The 15,676-nt window shown below is 39.1% G+C and carries 13 protein-coding genes; 5 read left to right on the top strand and 8 right to left on the bottom strand.

Annotated elements, in window-relative coordinates; genetic code table 11:
* Window positions 1-72: 72 nt before the first annotated feature.
* Window positions 73-1,425: a YjiH family protein gene (locus ABES52_RS00960; protein WP_429648020.1), complete on the top strand. Its 1,353-nt coding sequence runs from the start codon at window positions 73-75 to the stop codon at window positions 1,423-1,425.
* A 229-nt stretch (window positions 1,426-1,654) separates the two neighbouring features.
* On the opposite strand, the gene brnQ is transcribed toward ABES52_RS00960, so the two are convergent.
* The 4 genes from brnQ to ABES52_RS00940 form a co-directional block, all read right to left on the bottom strand.
* Window positions 1,655-3,004: a branched-chain amino acid transport system II carrier protein gene (gene brnQ / locus ABES52_RS00955; RefSeq protein WP_429648019.1), complete on the bottom strand. Its 1,350-nt coding sequence runs from the start codon at window positions 3,002-3,004 to the stop codon at window positions 1,655-1,657.
* A 250-nt stretch (window positions 3,005-3,254) separates the two neighbouring features.
* Window positions 3,255-4,205 carry an L-threonine 3-dehydrogenase gene (locus ABES52_RS00950; protein ID WP_429648017.1) on the bottom strand — a complete coding sequence of 317 codons (951 nt, stop codon included), beginning with the start codon at window positions 4,203-4,205 and terminating at the stop codon, window positions 3,255-3,257.
* A gap of 115 nt (window positions 4,206-4,320) precedes the next feature.
* Window positions 4,321-5,511 carry a glycine C-acetyltransferase gene (locus tag ABES52_RS00945; RefSeq protein WP_429648016.1) on the bottom strand — a complete coding sequence of 397 codons (1,191 nt, stop codon included), beginning with the start codon at window positions 5,509-5,511 and terminating at the stop codon, window positions 4,321-4,323.
* Between the two features lie 298 nt (window positions 5,512-5,809).
* A complete protein-coding gene (locus tag ABES52_RS00940; RefSeq protein WP_429648014.1) occupies window positions 5,810-7,357 on the bottom strand; it encodes an AbgT family transporter in 1,548 nt (515 codons plus the stop codon).
* 301 nt (window positions 7,358-7,658) lie between these two features.
* On the opposite strand from ABES52_RS00940, the gene ABES52_RS00935 reads away from it, so the two are divergent.
* Window positions 7,659-8,879, top strand: coding sequence for a M20 family metallopeptidase (locus ABES52_RS00935; protein WP_429648164.1), 1,221 nt, complete (start codon window positions 7,659-7,661; stop codon window positions 8,877-8,879).
* 53 nt (window positions 8,880-8,932) lie between these two features.
* Here ABES52_RS00935 and ABES52_RS00930 read toward each other — a convergent pair whose 3' ends face one another.
* Window positions 8,933-10,006 carry a hypothetical protein gene (locus tag ABES52_RS00930; RefSeq protein ID WP_429648012.1) on the bottom strand — a complete coding sequence of 358 codons (1,074 nt, stop codon included), beginning with the start codon at window positions 10,004-10,006 and terminating at the stop codon, window positions 8,933-8,935.
* A 392-nt stretch (window positions 10,007-10,398) separates the two neighbouring features.
* Between ABES52_RS00930 and ABES52_RS00925 the strand changes: the two genes are divergently transcribed.
* The 3 genes from ABES52_RS00925 (at window position 10,399) to ABES52_RS00915 (ending at window position 13,988) form a co-directional block, all read left to right on the top strand.
* A complete protein-coding gene (locus ABES52_RS00925) occupies window positions 10,399-12,063 on the top strand; it encodes a glycoside hydrolase family 13 protein (RefSeq protein ID WP_429648011.1) in 1,665 nt (554 codons plus the stop codon).
* A gap of 266 nt (window positions 12,064-12,329) precedes the next feature.
* Window positions 12,330-13,505 (top strand): glycosyltransferase family 4 protein, encoded by a 1,176-nt coding sequence (locus ABES52_RS00920; RefSeq protein ID WP_429648009.1) that lies wholly within the window; start codon window positions 12,330-12,332, stop codon window positions 13,503-13,505.
* A 135-nt stretch (window positions 13,506-13,640) separates the two neighbouring features.
* A complete protein-coding gene (locus tag ABES52_RS00915) occupies window positions 13,641-13,988 on the top strand; it encodes a DUF4260 domain-containing protein (protein ID WP_429648007.1) in 348 nt (115 codons plus the stop codon).
* 5 nt (window positions 13,989-13,993) lie between these two features.
* Here ABES52_RS00915 and ABES52_RS00910 read toward each other — a convergent pair whose 3' ends face one another.
* From ABES52_RS00910 to ABES52_RS00900, 3 genes are read right to left on the bottom strand one after another with little or no spacing between them, the layout of a single operon-like run.
* Window positions 13,994-14,326 (bottom strand): CHY zinc finger protein, encoded by a 333-nt coding sequence (locus ABES52_RS00910; protein ID WP_429648005.1) that lies wholly within the window; start codon window positions 14,324-14,326, stop codon window positions 13,994-13,996.
* Between the two features lie 18 nt (window positions 14,327-14,344).
* Entirely contained in the window at window positions 14,345-14,776 is a 432-nt protein-coding gene (locus ABES52_RS00905; protein WP_429648003.1) for a threonine/serine exporter family protein, read from the bottom strand.
* An 18-nt stretch (window positions 14,777-14,794) separates the two neighbouring features.
* The gene (locus tag ABES52_RS00900) at window positions 14,795-15,553 is read right to left on the bottom strand and encodes a threonine/serine exporter family protein (RefSeq protein WP_429648002.1); all 759 of its coding nucleotides are present in this window, start codon (window positions 15,551-15,553) and stop codon (window positions 14,795-14,797) included.
* Between the last annotated feature and the right edge of the window lie 123 nt (window positions 15,554-15,676).

The raw sequence follows: 15,676 nt of genomic DNA, 5'->3' as shown, positions 1-15,676 counted from the left end.
AAAAGATTTATTTGAATTAAAATTAGTCGTGCTTTATATTTATACATTCTTTTAAAAAGGGTGATGGGTAGAATGAAACAAGCCAATTTTAGTTTGATAGACTCATTGAGGTTTTTGATTCCTTCGTTACTCGGTATCTTTTTATTTATGACTCCGATTCCACAAGACGGAGGAATTACCATTCCAATTGCGATTTTATCCAATGCGTTGCAAGAATTATTAGGTGATCGAATCCCGATTCTCATGACGTATATCATTGTTCTGACACTTATTGGAACAATTGTTGCAAAATTATTTAAACCGTCGTTTATTGAAAACTCTCCTTTCCTTAAAGCCTTACTTGATGTAAAACCTGTTTGGTTGGTAGCACGACTACTCGGTGCGATTTTTGCTTTAATGACGTTATATCAATGGGGGCCAGAATGGATTTGGTCTGAAAATACAGGTGGACTGTTACTCACAGGACTACTTCCAATCTTATTCGCTGTCTTTTTATTTGCCGGGATGTTTCTTCCGCTGTTATTAAATTTTGGTCTACTCGAACTGTTTGGAGCAATTCTTACAAAAATTATGCGTCCGGTCTTTAAACTACCTGGACGTTCTTCGATTGACTGTTTAGCGTCATGGCTTGGGGATGGAACCATTGGTGTCTTATTAACAAGTAAACAATACGAAGAAGGTTATTATACCAAAAAAGAGGCTGCCATTATTGGTACGACTTTCTCGGTTGTTTCAATTACATTTAGCTTAGTTGTCATTTCCGAAGTAGGGCTTGAAAGCTATTTCGTACCATTTTATTTAACCGTCACACTTGCAGGATTTGTAGCAGCCATCATTATTCCACGTATTCCGCCATTATCGAAAAAACAGGACACATACGTGGATGGACGACCTGGTGATAAAACTAGCGAGGACATTCCAGCAGGATATTCTCGTATCGGTTACGGCTACGAACAAGCGTTACTTCAAGCAAGGAAAAATAATAGCCTGAAAAAATTCCTTCAAGATGGAACGAAAAATATCTTAGATATGTGGATGGGTGTCGCTCCGATCGTTATGGCATTAGGTACGCTTTCGTTAGGAATTGCCGAATATACAAGCTTTTTCGCTTGGTTAGGTAAACCGTTTATTCCGATACTTGAACTCATGCAAATCCCAGAAGCAGCGAAAGCGTCAGAAACGTTACTTATCGGGTTTGCGGATATGTTTTTACCAGCGTTAATCGGATCTGGTATTGAAAGCGAATTAACGCGCTTCGTCATTGCCTGCTTATCTGTTACACAGCTCATCTATATGTCTGAAGTCGGCGGACTGTTACTTGGTTCCAAAGTTCCTGTAAATATGAAAGATCTCATCATTATTTTCTTATTACGTACAATCATTACTTTACCGATTATTGTTCTTGTCGCCCATTTCATTTTTTAGTGTTTCGAGTCGAGTGTGAAACAAATTGTTTTTCACACTCTATTTTTTTTGAGCTTTTCGCCATCGGGCAAATAACTTAGTTTGACCGGCAAGTGAATTTTTTAGAATATGTAACCAAAAATGAAATACTTCCATATCGACAAGGGCTTCAATTTGTTTTACAATAAAATATAGAAATGACAAAAAAAGGTGAACACTTATGTGATCACCTTTTGTTTTATCGGTCGGCTTAGGATGCTTTTTTCAATGCATTCGAACCGTTTTGTTTATTACCTAATTGAGCAATGATGTAACCCAAGATCGCTCCAACAAGAGATGGTACTAACCAACCGACCCCTTGGCTATATAATGGTAACAAAGACAAAACATCTTGAAGAGCAGATACATCTAGTGATGTATACGCAAGTCCATCAACGATGCTCACTAGCGCAGCTCCGATTAAAGCAAACACGTAAACCGAAGAGTGACCAGAAATAGATTCTGGTAAGAAAGATAAGAACATAATGACAATCGCTAAAGGATACACCATTAAAAGCACTGGAATCGAAATTTGAATTAATTGTGTTAAACCGACATTAGCAATAATCATGCTAAAGATAGATAAAATGATAACAAATGTTTTATAAGAGACTTTCGGGAATACTTTACTAAAATATTCACTACAAGATGATACAAGGCCAATGGATGTCGTTAAACACGCAAATGTAATCGCTAATGCTAAGATGGTTGTACCGATGGAACCAAATAAGTGCGTTGCCGAACCTGATAATATAACCGCACCATTATCCGCTTGTCCTATCACATTAATAGAAGTTGCCCCTATATAAGCTAAAGATACATACACAAGCGCTAATCCAGTTGCTGCAATGGCACCTGCTTTAATGGTTGCCTTCGCTAACACTTTGTTATCTCTTATACCAAAATTTTTAATTGCATGAATAACCACAATTCCGAAAACTAAGGACGCCAGCGTGTCCATTGTTAAATACCCTTCAATAAATCCTTTAAAGAAAGCTCCAGATTGGTAAGCCTCTGCTGGTTCTCCGATTTCTCCCATTGGAGTGATTATAGCTTTAATGACGAGCGTTGCTAAAACGACCACTAAAATAGGTGTTAAAATTTTACCAACGCGGTCTACTAATTTAGATGGGTTCATGGCTAACCAAAGTGTAATCCCAAAGAACACGACTGTTGTTAAGAATAGGGATAAATTTCCTCCTTTAGCGGCTTCGGATAAAAACGGTGTGACACCAATTTCGTATGACACCGTCGCTGTGCGCGGAATCGCAAATAACGGACCGATGACAAGATATACTATAAATGTAAAAATAATTCCGAATATTGGGTGCACACGTGAAGCTAATTTTTCTAAGTCACTACCTGTTAACGCAATAGCGGTAACCCCTAATAACGGCAGACCTACTCCAGTAATTAAAAATCCTACAATAGCAACCCATACGTTTGATCCAGCTGCTTGCCCTAATGCTGGAGGGAAAATCATATTACCTGCACCAAGAAAAAGAGCAAACAACATTAAACCAACTGCCAACACTTGCTTGCCTGAAAGTTGTGTTTGCATGATTATCCTCCTTATTTTCATGTTATATCAAAATTTTCAAACAACTATGAATAAAACCGTTTTTATCCTACCACATGTTTTAAAAAAATAAATATATTAATAAAAAGTTTTAATTTTAAATTTATTATAAAATTTCTGTCGATTTATTTCAATATTTTCGAATAATTTTTTATTATGTTTATATAATATTTATAGTATTTTACAAAAAAGGCACACAAATCTTTGCTGATTTGTATGCCTTCTCCTCTATTTAAACTGATAATTTTTCTCTTAATTTGGTTAGCATATCTTCTGTCATTTTCGTTAAATCGTATTCAGCTTTAAAGCCCCATTCTTCTTTTGCACACGTAGCATCGATGGAATTTGGCCAGCTTTCCGCAATGCTTTGGCGAACAGGATCTACATCGTAATCTAATTCAAAGGAAGGAATATGCTTTCTAATTTCCGCTGCAATTTCTTCTGGATCAAAACTCATCGCGGTTACATTAAAAGAGTTCCGGTGCTTCAATTTCGACGCATCGGCTTCCATTAAGTCGATAATAGCGTTCAACGCATCTGGCATGTACATCATATCCATGTACGTACCTTTCGCAATGTAAGAAGTATACTTTCCTTCTTGTAGCGCTTTATAATAAATCTCTACGGCATAATCGGTTGTTCCACCCCCAGGCGGTGCTACGTACGAAATTAAACCAGGGAAGCGCAAGCCACGTGTATCGACACCGAACTTATAGAAATAGTAGTCACAAAGAAGTTCTCCAGCTACTTTATTCACCCCATACATCGTTGTCGGACGTTGAATTGTATCTTGTGGGGTATTGTCTTTGGGAGTCGTTGGACCGAATGCTCCGATTGAACTTGGTGTAAAAAATTGACATTTAAGTTCTCGTGCCACTTCAAGCGCGTTGACTAACCCACCCATATTTAAATTCCATGCTAAGAGCGGATTTTTTTCAGCTGTTGCTGATAACAGGGCCGCTAAATGAATAATGGAATCTACTTCATACTTTTTCGCTACTTCAAACATTTTATCCGCGTCCGTTACATCTAAAACTTCAAACGGGCCGCTATTCACAACGTCATTGTCCACTTGGCGAATATCGGTGGCAACGACGTTTTGGTCACCGTACACATCGCGAAGCTTCATGACTAATTCTGTTCCAATTTGTCCAAGGGCTCCGGTGACTAAAATTTTCTTCATGAATTTTTTCCTCCTCTACCTTTTTAATCAACACCCAAATTGTCAGTTAAGTTCGAAAATACGGAGTAAAATGTAAGAAAACTCGGCAAAGGCGCCGAGCCATTTCGATTCTTCGTTATGAAATTACGCCCATTTCTTTTCCAACTTTTTCATAGATTTCGAGCGCTTTGTCTAACATTTCCTTCGTATGCGCAGCTGTTGGCATGTTGCGAACGCGTCCTGTACCACGTGGAACGGTTGGGAAAACGATCGCTTTTGCGTATACACCTTCTTCGTATAATCGTTTACTAAATTGTTGCGTTAACTTTTCTTCACCAATAATACATGGGGTAATTGGCGTTTCGCTTTCCCCAATGTCAAACCCTAACGACTTTAATCCTTTTTTGAAATAGTTTCCGTTCTCCCACAGACGATCGTGTAATTCCGTACTATTCATTAACATATCAATCGCTTCCGTACAAGCAGCGACATCAGCTGGCGTTAAAGCAGTCGAGAACAAGAACGGACGTGAGCGAACCTTTAACCAATCAATAAGCATTTGCTTACCAGCGACATACCCACCAACAACACCAATCGCTTTAGAAAGCGTACCAATTTGGAAGTCTACTTTGTCTTGTAAGCCGAAATGCTTGACTGTTCCCGCTCCTTTTCCAAGTACACCAGAGCCATGGGCATCGTCTACATACGTGATTAAGTCAAACTCCTCAGCAATTTCGACAATTTCAGGAAGTTTGGCGATGTCTCCATCCATTGAGAATACACCGTCTGTGATGACCATTATTTTCTTATATTGACCAGACTCTTTTGCTTCTTTCGCTTTGGTGCGAAGGTCGTCCATATCGGAATGGTTAAAACGAATGATTTTTGCCTTCGACAAGCGACAACCATCAATAATTGACGCATGGTTCAACTCATCGGATAAAATGGCGTCATTTTTATCCATAACGGCTGAAATCGCTGCCATGTTACAGTTAAATCCAGATTGATACGCAATCGCTGCTTCGGTTCCTTTAAATTCTGCAATTTTTTCTTCCAATTTCACGTGTAAGTCTAACGTCCCGTTAATTGTACGAACGGCTCCAGCACCCACACCATGAGAATCAATTGCTTTTTTCGCTACCTCTTTTAAGCGTTCGTTCGTAGCGAGACCAAGATAGTTATTAGACGATAAGTTGATAAGCTGTTTATCTCCAATGGTAATGATCGGTCCATTGGCGCCCTGCACAGGGTCAATGACATTGTATAGTCCACGGCTTTTTAAGTCCTCTAAATTTTCTTGTAAAAATTCATCTAATACTTTTGACATTTTCTTCCCTCCAAAAAGGTGTAATTTCTCCTATTGTCCCCTTTGTTCGGCCTTTCTATCAGACACAATTGTCCGTGCTCAAAGGACACTAACACTCATTTTTCTTCATAGTTTACTTTATAATTTATCATATTTTTCGTTGAATGTTTATACCTGATGGACAGATTTCAAAATTCTTTCGTAGCTTTTTATGAAGAAGACGAGGAAATATCGTGGTTATTGGGGAAGTCAATTCTCTGATGGTAAGGAAAACGAGGAGGCGTGACAACCATTCCATTGGACCGCTCTCCTCCTTACATTACATATAGATACTTGCACCAGGACCAAGTGGAAGTCCAAACACAAACCAAACAATAAATAAAGCAATCCATCCAATAGCAAACACAACAGAATAAGGAATCATCACCGCAATTAATGAACCGAGCCCCATATTTTTATCATACTTTTGTGCCAGTGCGAGCAAAATTGCAAAATAAGCAAACATTGGCGTAATAGGGTTGGTAATAGAATCACCAATTCGATAAGCCATTTGTGTAAATGCTGGACTATAATTTAACTGCATAAACATCGGGACAAAAACGGTTCCTAAAATGGCCCATTTCGCTGAGGCACTACCAATAAAGATATTTAATAATGCCGAAATAAGAATAAACCCAATAAATAGAGGAAGACCGGTTAAACCTAATTCTTTTAATACATCTGCTCCTTTAATCGACATAACGATTCCGAGATTACTCCAGTTAAAATACGTAATAAATTGGGCCGCAAAGAAGGCTAAAACAATGTATAGGCCCATAGTTCCCATCGCATTCCCCATCGCTTGAGCAACATCTTTATCGGAGCGAATTTCTTTTGTCACGATTCCGTACGCTAACGCTGGAAAGAGGAAAAGCCCCATAATAATCGGAACGAGGGAACTCATGAATGGAGAAATGATAATTCCCCCATTTTCTCCTCTTAGTGGCGCTTGTTCTGGAATAATGGTTATAGCAATAAAGACTAAATAAATAATTGTTACAATACCAGCCCACTTAAGCCCTTTCTCCTCTAATGGCTTTAGCGGTTGGAACGAAGCTTGTTTTCCTTTATAAGCTGGTAGACGTGGTTCTACGACTCGATCGGTTACCCAAACAGCAAGTGGGACAATGATAAAACATGATACCGCTAAAAAGTACCAGTTCATGGCTGGATTCGCTACATACGACGGATCGTTAATTCGTGCAGCAGATTCAGTAAAACCCGCCAGAAGAGCATCGAGCATGTTGACAATTAGGTTGGCACTAAATCCCCCAGCTACCGAGGCATATGCAGCGACCATCCCAGCAATCGGATGTCGTCCGACACTTAAAAAGACCAGGGCGGCAATAGGAGGTAGAACAATTAATCCTGCATCCCCCGCCATATTCGCTAAAATGCCAGAAAATACAATAGCAAACGTAATCAGCTTTTTCGATGTCGATAACACTATTTTTTTCAATAATGCGGCTATTAGTCCTACACCTTCAGCAACACCAACGCCAATCATTGTGACAAGAACTAGTCCAAGAGGAGGAAATTCCGCAAAGTTTTTCACCATGTTCGTCATAATCTTCTGGAAACCTTCCGTTGTTAACAGGCTGATGACTGCTACTTCTTCGTTCGTGGCCGGGTTTACTGCTTTCCATCCAGCTAATGCTCCTAAATGAGAAAGAAGAATGACGATGAAGGCAAATGCAATAAATAACGTAATCGGATCGGGCAATTTGTTCCCAACTTTTTCAATACCGTCTAACATTCGATGAAAAATTCCATGTTGTACGACTTCTTGTTTTGACGTTTCCACAGATGTTGGTTTAACTACTCCCATTTCCACCCCTCCACTTTCTAAATTTTCTAATTAGTAAAAACAATACCACATTCACCTACATATTCCTACCCGGTATTTCTTTTGAAAACGTTTTTATTTTAAAAAAATTTCAACTCTTTTATTAAGATTGGAAAACACTTGTAAGAAGTGGTTACTTGTAAGAAGGACACAATAAATTTTAAAGTTTACTTCCAAAGTTTCAAAATTTTGAACACTTTTTGACTATTTTCATAGTGTTTTTTTCAAATGATTGTTATAATATTGAATAATTTCAAACAAATGAGAGGAGGATGGGTTGACTGTGCTTACATCCTTGTTCCAACGATTAGAGGAATTGTTCCCTGAAACGGTGGATTTACGTAGGAATTTCCATCAATATCCTGAATTATCGTTTCATGAAGAAAAAACCCCTCAAAAAATCGCGGATTATTTAAAAAGATTAGGAATTGAAACACGAACCAATGTCGGAGGAAGAGGTGTTGTCGGTACGATTAAAGGAAAGCATCCTGGAAAAACGGTTGCCTTACGTGCTGACTTTGATGCTCTTCCAATCCAGGATGAAAAAAACGTCGAGTACCGTTCAAAAGTACCTGGAGTAATGCATGCGTGTGGACACGATGCCCATACGGCTACGTTGCTTACGGTCGCAAAAGTGTTACAAGAACATCGCCACTTACTAAAAGGAAACGTCGTGTTAATCCATCAGTTTGCCGAGGAAGTTGCTCCAGGTGGGGCAAAACCAATGATTGAAGATGGTTGTTTAGATGGAGTGGATGTTATTTTCGGAACCCATTTATGGTCCCTATTACCGGTCGGACAAATTGGGTATCGTAAAGGCCCAGCGATGGCTGCAGCGGATAAGTTTGAAATCGCCATCCAAGGGAAAGGCGGTCACGGAGCTGCCCCTCACGATACGGTCGATGCAATCATGCTAGGTACATCATATATTCAAATGCTTCAGCAAATTGTGAGCCGCCGAATTAACCCACTTGCACAAGCGGTCATTAGTGTTGGACAATTCCAGGCAGGAAATTCGTTCAACGTCATTGCAGACAAAGCGACAATTATAGGGACCGTCCGGACATTTGACGGAGCGATTCAAGACCAAATCATTCTCGAAATGGAATCGCTATTAAAATCGCTATGTGATCATGCAGGGGCTACGTATGAATTCCTTTATGAAAAAGGATATCCTCCATTAATCAATCACGAACAAGAAACTGATTTCCTTATTAAGTGCGCCTCCTCTATTGTTGGAGACGAAAACGTTGTTTCTCTTGAACCAAGTATGGGAGGAGAAGACTTTGCTTATTATTTACAAAAGGTACCGGGAACCTTTTTCTTTACCGGTGCTGGTAATCCTGAAGTAGGGGCAATGTATCCACATCATCATCCGAAGTTTGACATTGATGAACGATCAATGTTATATGCTGGAAAAACATTAATTGCCGCAACCGTTCGTTTTCTGGAACAACATGCCGAACAACCGTCGGCATCCACAATAAACTCTACTTCTTCATAAATGAAACATGGAGCTGGTATAGGAAACGATCGCCAGCTCCATCTTTTTTAAGATTATCCAATCCATTGATTACGAATTTGTTGCTGAATTTCTTCTACTTTTTGTGTATTAATTACTTTTTCAATATAGTTTTTCCACTCATCCCATTTTTCTTTTGCCGTCCATAACTTTTTCGTTCCTTCATCCATTTTTTCTTTATACCTTGAAATAATATCAGCTAATTCATCCTTATACGTTTCATCGGTGGTCGGGTCAATCACTGTTCCATAAAATTCGATTATTTCATCTCCTTTTCGTGAAGGAAAATATTCATGAGGGGCCGTACTATCAAAAATGGTAAAATTTAATTCTCTTACCATCACCATATCGAGACTGTAAGGATCTAACCCGCAATGGTACACTTCGACATCATACCCAAGCTTTTCTGCATACGAAACAACTTTTTTTAACATCGTTGATTTTCCTGATCCTGGTCGTCCTTTAATGTAATAGCGGTGCGGTACATCATCCGTCAAATTCGGAATAAAGTCAACAGGACCATACGGTGTGGCTGCCCCTAAAAAACGATGAACGGTCGATCCTTTTTTTTCATGACTCGGTTCAGGAAATAAGCGTTGAATCCATTGTTCGGTTAATCGGTTGGCTTCTTCAAAATCGAGATGGGAAATGTAGATGTCCTCCCACTCATCATGAATGGTTAGCGCTTCTCCAAATGCTCGGTACGCTTGGGAACAGCTTTCCTCAATTTCTTTATGAATTTCTTCTAACTTCGGGGCCAATTGTAGCCAATGCGACTCATCCAAAGCATCAAATAATGATATACGCGAAATCTTTTCCGCTGGTAATGGAAATCTCATTTGTAACGTTCCGTCTAAAAAAACAACTAATTGATCACGTTGAATGACACCAACTAGCTCATTTGGATTCATTGCCGAAAAAATACATTCGACTGACATACCTTGGTTTAGCCAATGATCACGAATCGCTTGCAAAATCTCCTTCTGACCGGAGTAAGGAGGCGCTTCTAGAACAATTACTTGTAGTCCCTCAATGTTAGAAGAAAGCAAATTGTAATACCCTCTCGCTGTATTACCGTTTACAAAGTAACGGTATTCTTTTCCTTTCATCCATTTCACCCTTTCGTTGCTTTCAACTGCAAAATATGCAATGGCTAACAAATGGGTGAATGTCTATATCAAACATTGATTTCCAAAAAATATCGAGAAAATAGTTGTATTCCTATCCTGGTTTATTTTACAATAGGCGTATGCAAACGATTGCATAATTCATAGTATATCCTATCTGTAATTTAAACTATATGACAAGTTTACGTTAGGATGAATGATCATATAATGATTGATAAATGATTACGTATAGATATGCAAACGATTGCACTCGAAGTGTCTCTTACCATGTATTGTAATCGTTCACAAAATCAGTTTATCTCTCTTTTCGTAGAGAGAAACTATTTCTAGAGGAAATCCCCCATTGATTTAGTCTATTAAAGGAGGGAACGCCAATGAAAAAAGTTTGGTGGAAAGAAGCGGTTGCCTATCAAATCTATCCACGTAGTTTCCAAGACTCAAATGGAGATGGAATCGGTGATTTGCAAGGAATCATTCAACGTCTCGACTATATTAAAGATTTAGGAGTTGACGTCATTTGGATTTGCCCGATGTATAAATCTCCGAATGATGATAATGGGTATGATATTTCCGATTACCAAGACATTATGGAAGACTTCGGAACAATGGAAGATTTTGAACAACTGTTAAAGGAAGTACATCTACGAGGGATGAAATTAATTATTGACCTCGTGCTCAACCATACGAGTGATGAACACCCGTGGTTTATTGAATCCCGTTCTTCTAAAGACTCCCCAAAACGAGATTGGTATATATGGCGCGATGGAAAAGACGGCAAAGAACCGAACAACTGGGAAAGTATTTTTGGCGGCTCTGCTTGGCAGTACGATAAAGCAACCAATCAATATTATTTACACGTCTTTTCTACTAAGCAGCCGGATTTAAACTGGGAAAACGAAGAAGTGCGAAATGCGTTATACGAGATGGTTAATTGGTGGTTAAAAAAAGGGATTGACGGATTCCGTATTGATGCGATTAGCCATATAAAGAAGCGTCCCGGTCTTCCTGATATGCCGTATCCTAAAGGGGAGCGGTATGTCTCTTCATTCGATATGCACATGAACCAAGAAGGAATCCAAGAATATTTACAAGAATTGAAGGATCAAACATATGGCAATTACAATGTGATGACCGTCGGAGAAGCAAACGGGGTCACCATTGAGGAAGCTCCCCTTTGGGTTGGAGAAGAAGAAGGAAAAATGAATATGATTTTCCAATTTGAGCACATCAGCTTATGGGATGCTGAAACGAATCCGGAACTTGATGTCGTTGCGTTAAAAAAAGTGTTAACGAAATGGCAAAAAGGATTGGAAAACAAAGGATGGAATGCGCTATTTATTGAAAACCATGACCGTCCCCGAATTGTTTCCACATGGGGCGACGATAAAGAGTATTGGCGAGAAAGCGCAACCGCCCTTGGCACGATGTATTTCCTTATGCAAGGAACACCTTTTATTTACCAAGGGCAAGAAATCGGCATGACAAACGTTCAATTCCCATCGATCGATGACTATGATGATGTCGCAACCAAAAATTTATATCGGATTAAGCGTGAAGAAGGAGTTCCGCATGAAAAAATTATGAAATACATTTGGGCTTCTTCCCGCGATAATAGCCGGACTCCAATGCAATGGTCGGATGAACCAAACGCTGGTTTTACGACCGGTACCCCGTGGATGAAAGTAAATGACAATTATCGGGAAATTAACGTCCAAAAACAACTAGAAGACGAAAAGTCCATTTTAAACTTTTATAAAAAAATGATCCGATTGAAAAAAGAAAATGACGTGTTTACCTACGGTACTTATGATTTAATCAATGAGGAGCATCCACAAATTTATGCCTATACAAGAACAATAGGTAACGAAATAATCGTCGTTATCGCGAATTTATCCAAAAAAACAGCCGAGTTTCATAACCCTTCCCTTACTTTACATGCTGACCGCTTATTATTACACAACTATGATGTTGTTCAGCATGAAGCGACTCATTCTGTCATTTTACGCCCTTACGAAGCTCGAGTCTATCGCGTACAATAAATATTAAGGGGAACACATCTTATCCATGCGGATGTGTTCTCCATTTTTATTTTTAAAGAGTAAGGAGTTTTTTCAACATACAAGAGATTGTCCCTACTATTTCTTCATATTTTGTAAAAATTTTAACCTATCGTTAATTTACCATTAAATTCTAGTCAAAAGAGTGTTTTTTTACAAAATTTTTAATACAATCAAAATGAATGTAACCTTTAGTCAGGTATGGGAACGGTATGTAAAAAATCATACGAATAGGAGATGTTCCTGACATGAAGATTGTGTTCGTTACAGAAACGTTTTTACCTTCAACGGACGGTATTGTTACCAGATTATGTACGACGATTGACTGGTTACTTGAGCAAGGCCATGAAGTTCATGTGATTGCTCCAGACGGTGGAGTCACAGAATACAATGGAATCGCCATCGACTTAATTCCTTCCCGTACGTTCTTTTTCTATCCTTCCAAAAAATTCAGTTTACCTAATGTTCGTGTCAAACAACTTCTCGTCTCATATAAACCGGACATCATTCACGTCGTGAATCCTGCCTTACTTGGAATATCCGGTATTTATTACGGAAAGCAATTAAACATCCCTACCATTGCCTCTTACCATACAAATTTAGCTCAATATTTAGATTATTATCGAATGCCCCTCTTAAAACCGCTCATGTGGACCTATTTACGTCTTCTTCATAATCGTGCCGATATAAATCTATGTACTTCTAAATCCGTGTTACAAGAGCTTACTGAACGAAAATTTAAAAACGTCTTTATTTGGGACCGGGGAGTTGACCTCCATCGTTTTCATCCAAATAAAAAAAGTGAAGAAATGCGTGATCGCTTAACGGACGGTCATCCGGAGCAGCCGCTCTTATTATTTGTCGGTCGCCTTGCGCGTGAGAAGCAAATACACGAATTACGTCGTGTAATGGATGAACTTCCAGATGTGCGGTTAGCCATAGTTGGCGACGGACCTTATCGTGAAGAGTTGAAGACATTATTTGAAGGAACGAACACCGTGTTCACAGGATTTTTACACGGAGAAGAGCTCGCTCAAGCGTACGCCTCTGCCGATCTGTTTGTGTTCCCTTCGACTACCGAAACGGTAGGGCTTGTTCTGCTAGAAGCAATGGCATCTGGTCTACCAGTCGTGGCGGCTAAAAGTGGTCCGACGCTCGAACAAGTTCGCCACGGGGAAACCGGCCTTTTATACGAACCAGAACAGGTAGACACCTTCCCCCAACTCGTGAAAAAAATGATGAATAACACCTTGCGCTCGCAAATGAGCATCAAAGCGCGCAAACATATGGAAAAAATGGGATGGCACCACGCCATCGAAAAATTATTTCGCATATATGAGCTTACGGTTAAAGAAACAAACGTACCGTCTGCTGTTTCCAACATTTCTTCTTCAAAATTAGGAAACTCACAATCATTGAAATAAAATCATATACAAAAAACGAACAAGACGTGTGAATGGATTACCATTTTCACACGTCATGTTTTTGTAAAAGGAAAAGTTTCCTTTATGAAGAAAATAAAAATTGGAACATCTCATATTACAAAGGGGGAGATGTTTTTGAATAAAATACTTTTACATATCGAAGGATTGGCTATCTTTTTTTTAAGTGTTTATGTGTACTCCTATTTTGAATTTAGTTGGTTATTGTTTTTTCTTTTATTATTGGTGCCCGATCTCTCTATGTTAGGGTATTTGTTGAATAATCAAGTCGGTGCATTTAGTTATAACTTGTTTCATACCTATAGTTTTCCGATTGTTTTTTTACTTTTAGGAGTCATATTATCAAGTCCATTCATGTTAAATATCGGATTAATTTGGTCGGCACATATTGGAATGGATCGATTCATTGGATATGGTTTAAAATATCCAACCAATTTTAAAGACACACACTTCCAACGGATATAAGAACGCTAATCGATTTCAAAATACAAATGATAATGATTTTGACAACCTGGATTAAACGAAGCGTCGCAATACGGACATTGGGAATGACAAGTCATGTATTGGTGAATGGTCAGCTCGTTACCACAATTTCCACACAATATCGCTTTCATTTTCCATTCATCTTTTGTCCATCGTAATGACCGGTGGTCTGCTACTTCTTCATGACAAAAATAACACGGATAGTACGTTTTGCAGCATTTAAATTTGATAGCGATTATATCTCGCTCGGAATGATAATGGATACAACGGGTCTGTTCGTCCACTAATTTTCCTTTGACAATCGGACGAGCTTTTTTCATCGTGGTCTCCCTTTCCATTTATTGAGATTGGCGATTACGAAAATATTGGTTAATCGCTTCTGAAAAGACCAACCCGACGGCAATCGCCCCGGATATTAAAAAAGCTTTCGCGGCCAATTGAATCGCACCGTTGTAATCGTTGATCACAAAATGGCGCATTGCATCGTATGCTAATCCTCCGGGGACTAATGGAATAATACCTGAAACACTAAAAATAATCATTGGCATTTTGGCTACTTTAGCGAAAAGTTGACTTAAAATCGCTACTGCGAGCGATGCCATAAATGTCGAAAAAACGGGATCAAACGAAAAGTGGACAAGGAGAAAATAAATCATCCATCCGACCATTCCAACAAATCCACATTTGATTAACGAGCGATTTGGAACATTAAAAATAATGCCAAAGCCACTAGATGCGATAAAACTTGTCACTAACTGCTCCCATATCATCCAAAATTCACTCCAACCTTACAAAAATGAAAACATCACCGCAATTCCGGCACCGATGGCAAAGGCCGTTAAAAAAGCCTCTGCTCCTTTCGATAACCCGGCGACTAAATGCCCAGCCATTAAATCCCGAACCGCATTGGTAATGAGAAGTCCAGGGACGAGCGGCATAACCGAACCGATTATGACTTTATCTAATTCATGTCCGATTCCAACATATACAAGAGCAAACGAACAAATGCCGATTATAAATGAAGCGATAAACTCAGCAACAAACTTTATTTTTAACAGTTCGTGGACGTACAAAAAGACCGTAAAACCTAAGCCCCCAGCAATTATCGCCGGAACAAAGTCGTTCCAACCTCCTTGGAACATAATTACAAAGCAGCCGCTTGCTATAGAAGCAGCCACAATTTGGAGCCAAATGGGATATCCCATCTTTTTTAGTTCAATATGCTTTAACGCTAACGATGCTTCTTCTAAGGAAAGCTTGCCAGCAGCGATCTTACGGGAAATACTATTGACTAATACGATTTTTTCTAAATCGGTCGAGCGTTCCATCATGCGGACTAATTTGGTCGGCCCGTCATTGACTGAGAAAAGAATGCCAGTCGGTGTAACAAAACTATGCGTTTCTTTTAAACCGAACGCTGCCGCAATCCGCATCATCGTATCTTCCACACGATACGTTTCCGCCCCGTATTGGAGCATAATTTTTCCAGCCAATAAACAAAGGTTTAACACTTGATTGGTGTATTCTTCTTCGTTGATTCGCTCCATGTGCAACCTCTCTTTCCGTTCCTTTTTCTTACTTCTATTATTAACCGATATAGAATTAAAATAGAATGGTTGATTTGATATTCTTTTGCTAAAAAACTATTTCCTTTGCCGTTTTGAACTGAT

This window comes from Aeribacillus pallidus (assembly GCF_050478865.1).
Taxonomy (GTDB): Bacteria; Bacillota; Bacilli; order Bacillales; family JACDOC01; genus JACDOC01.
Note: the sequence above shows the minus strand (reverse complement) of the source record. Positions and strands in the feature narration are given on the sequence as shown.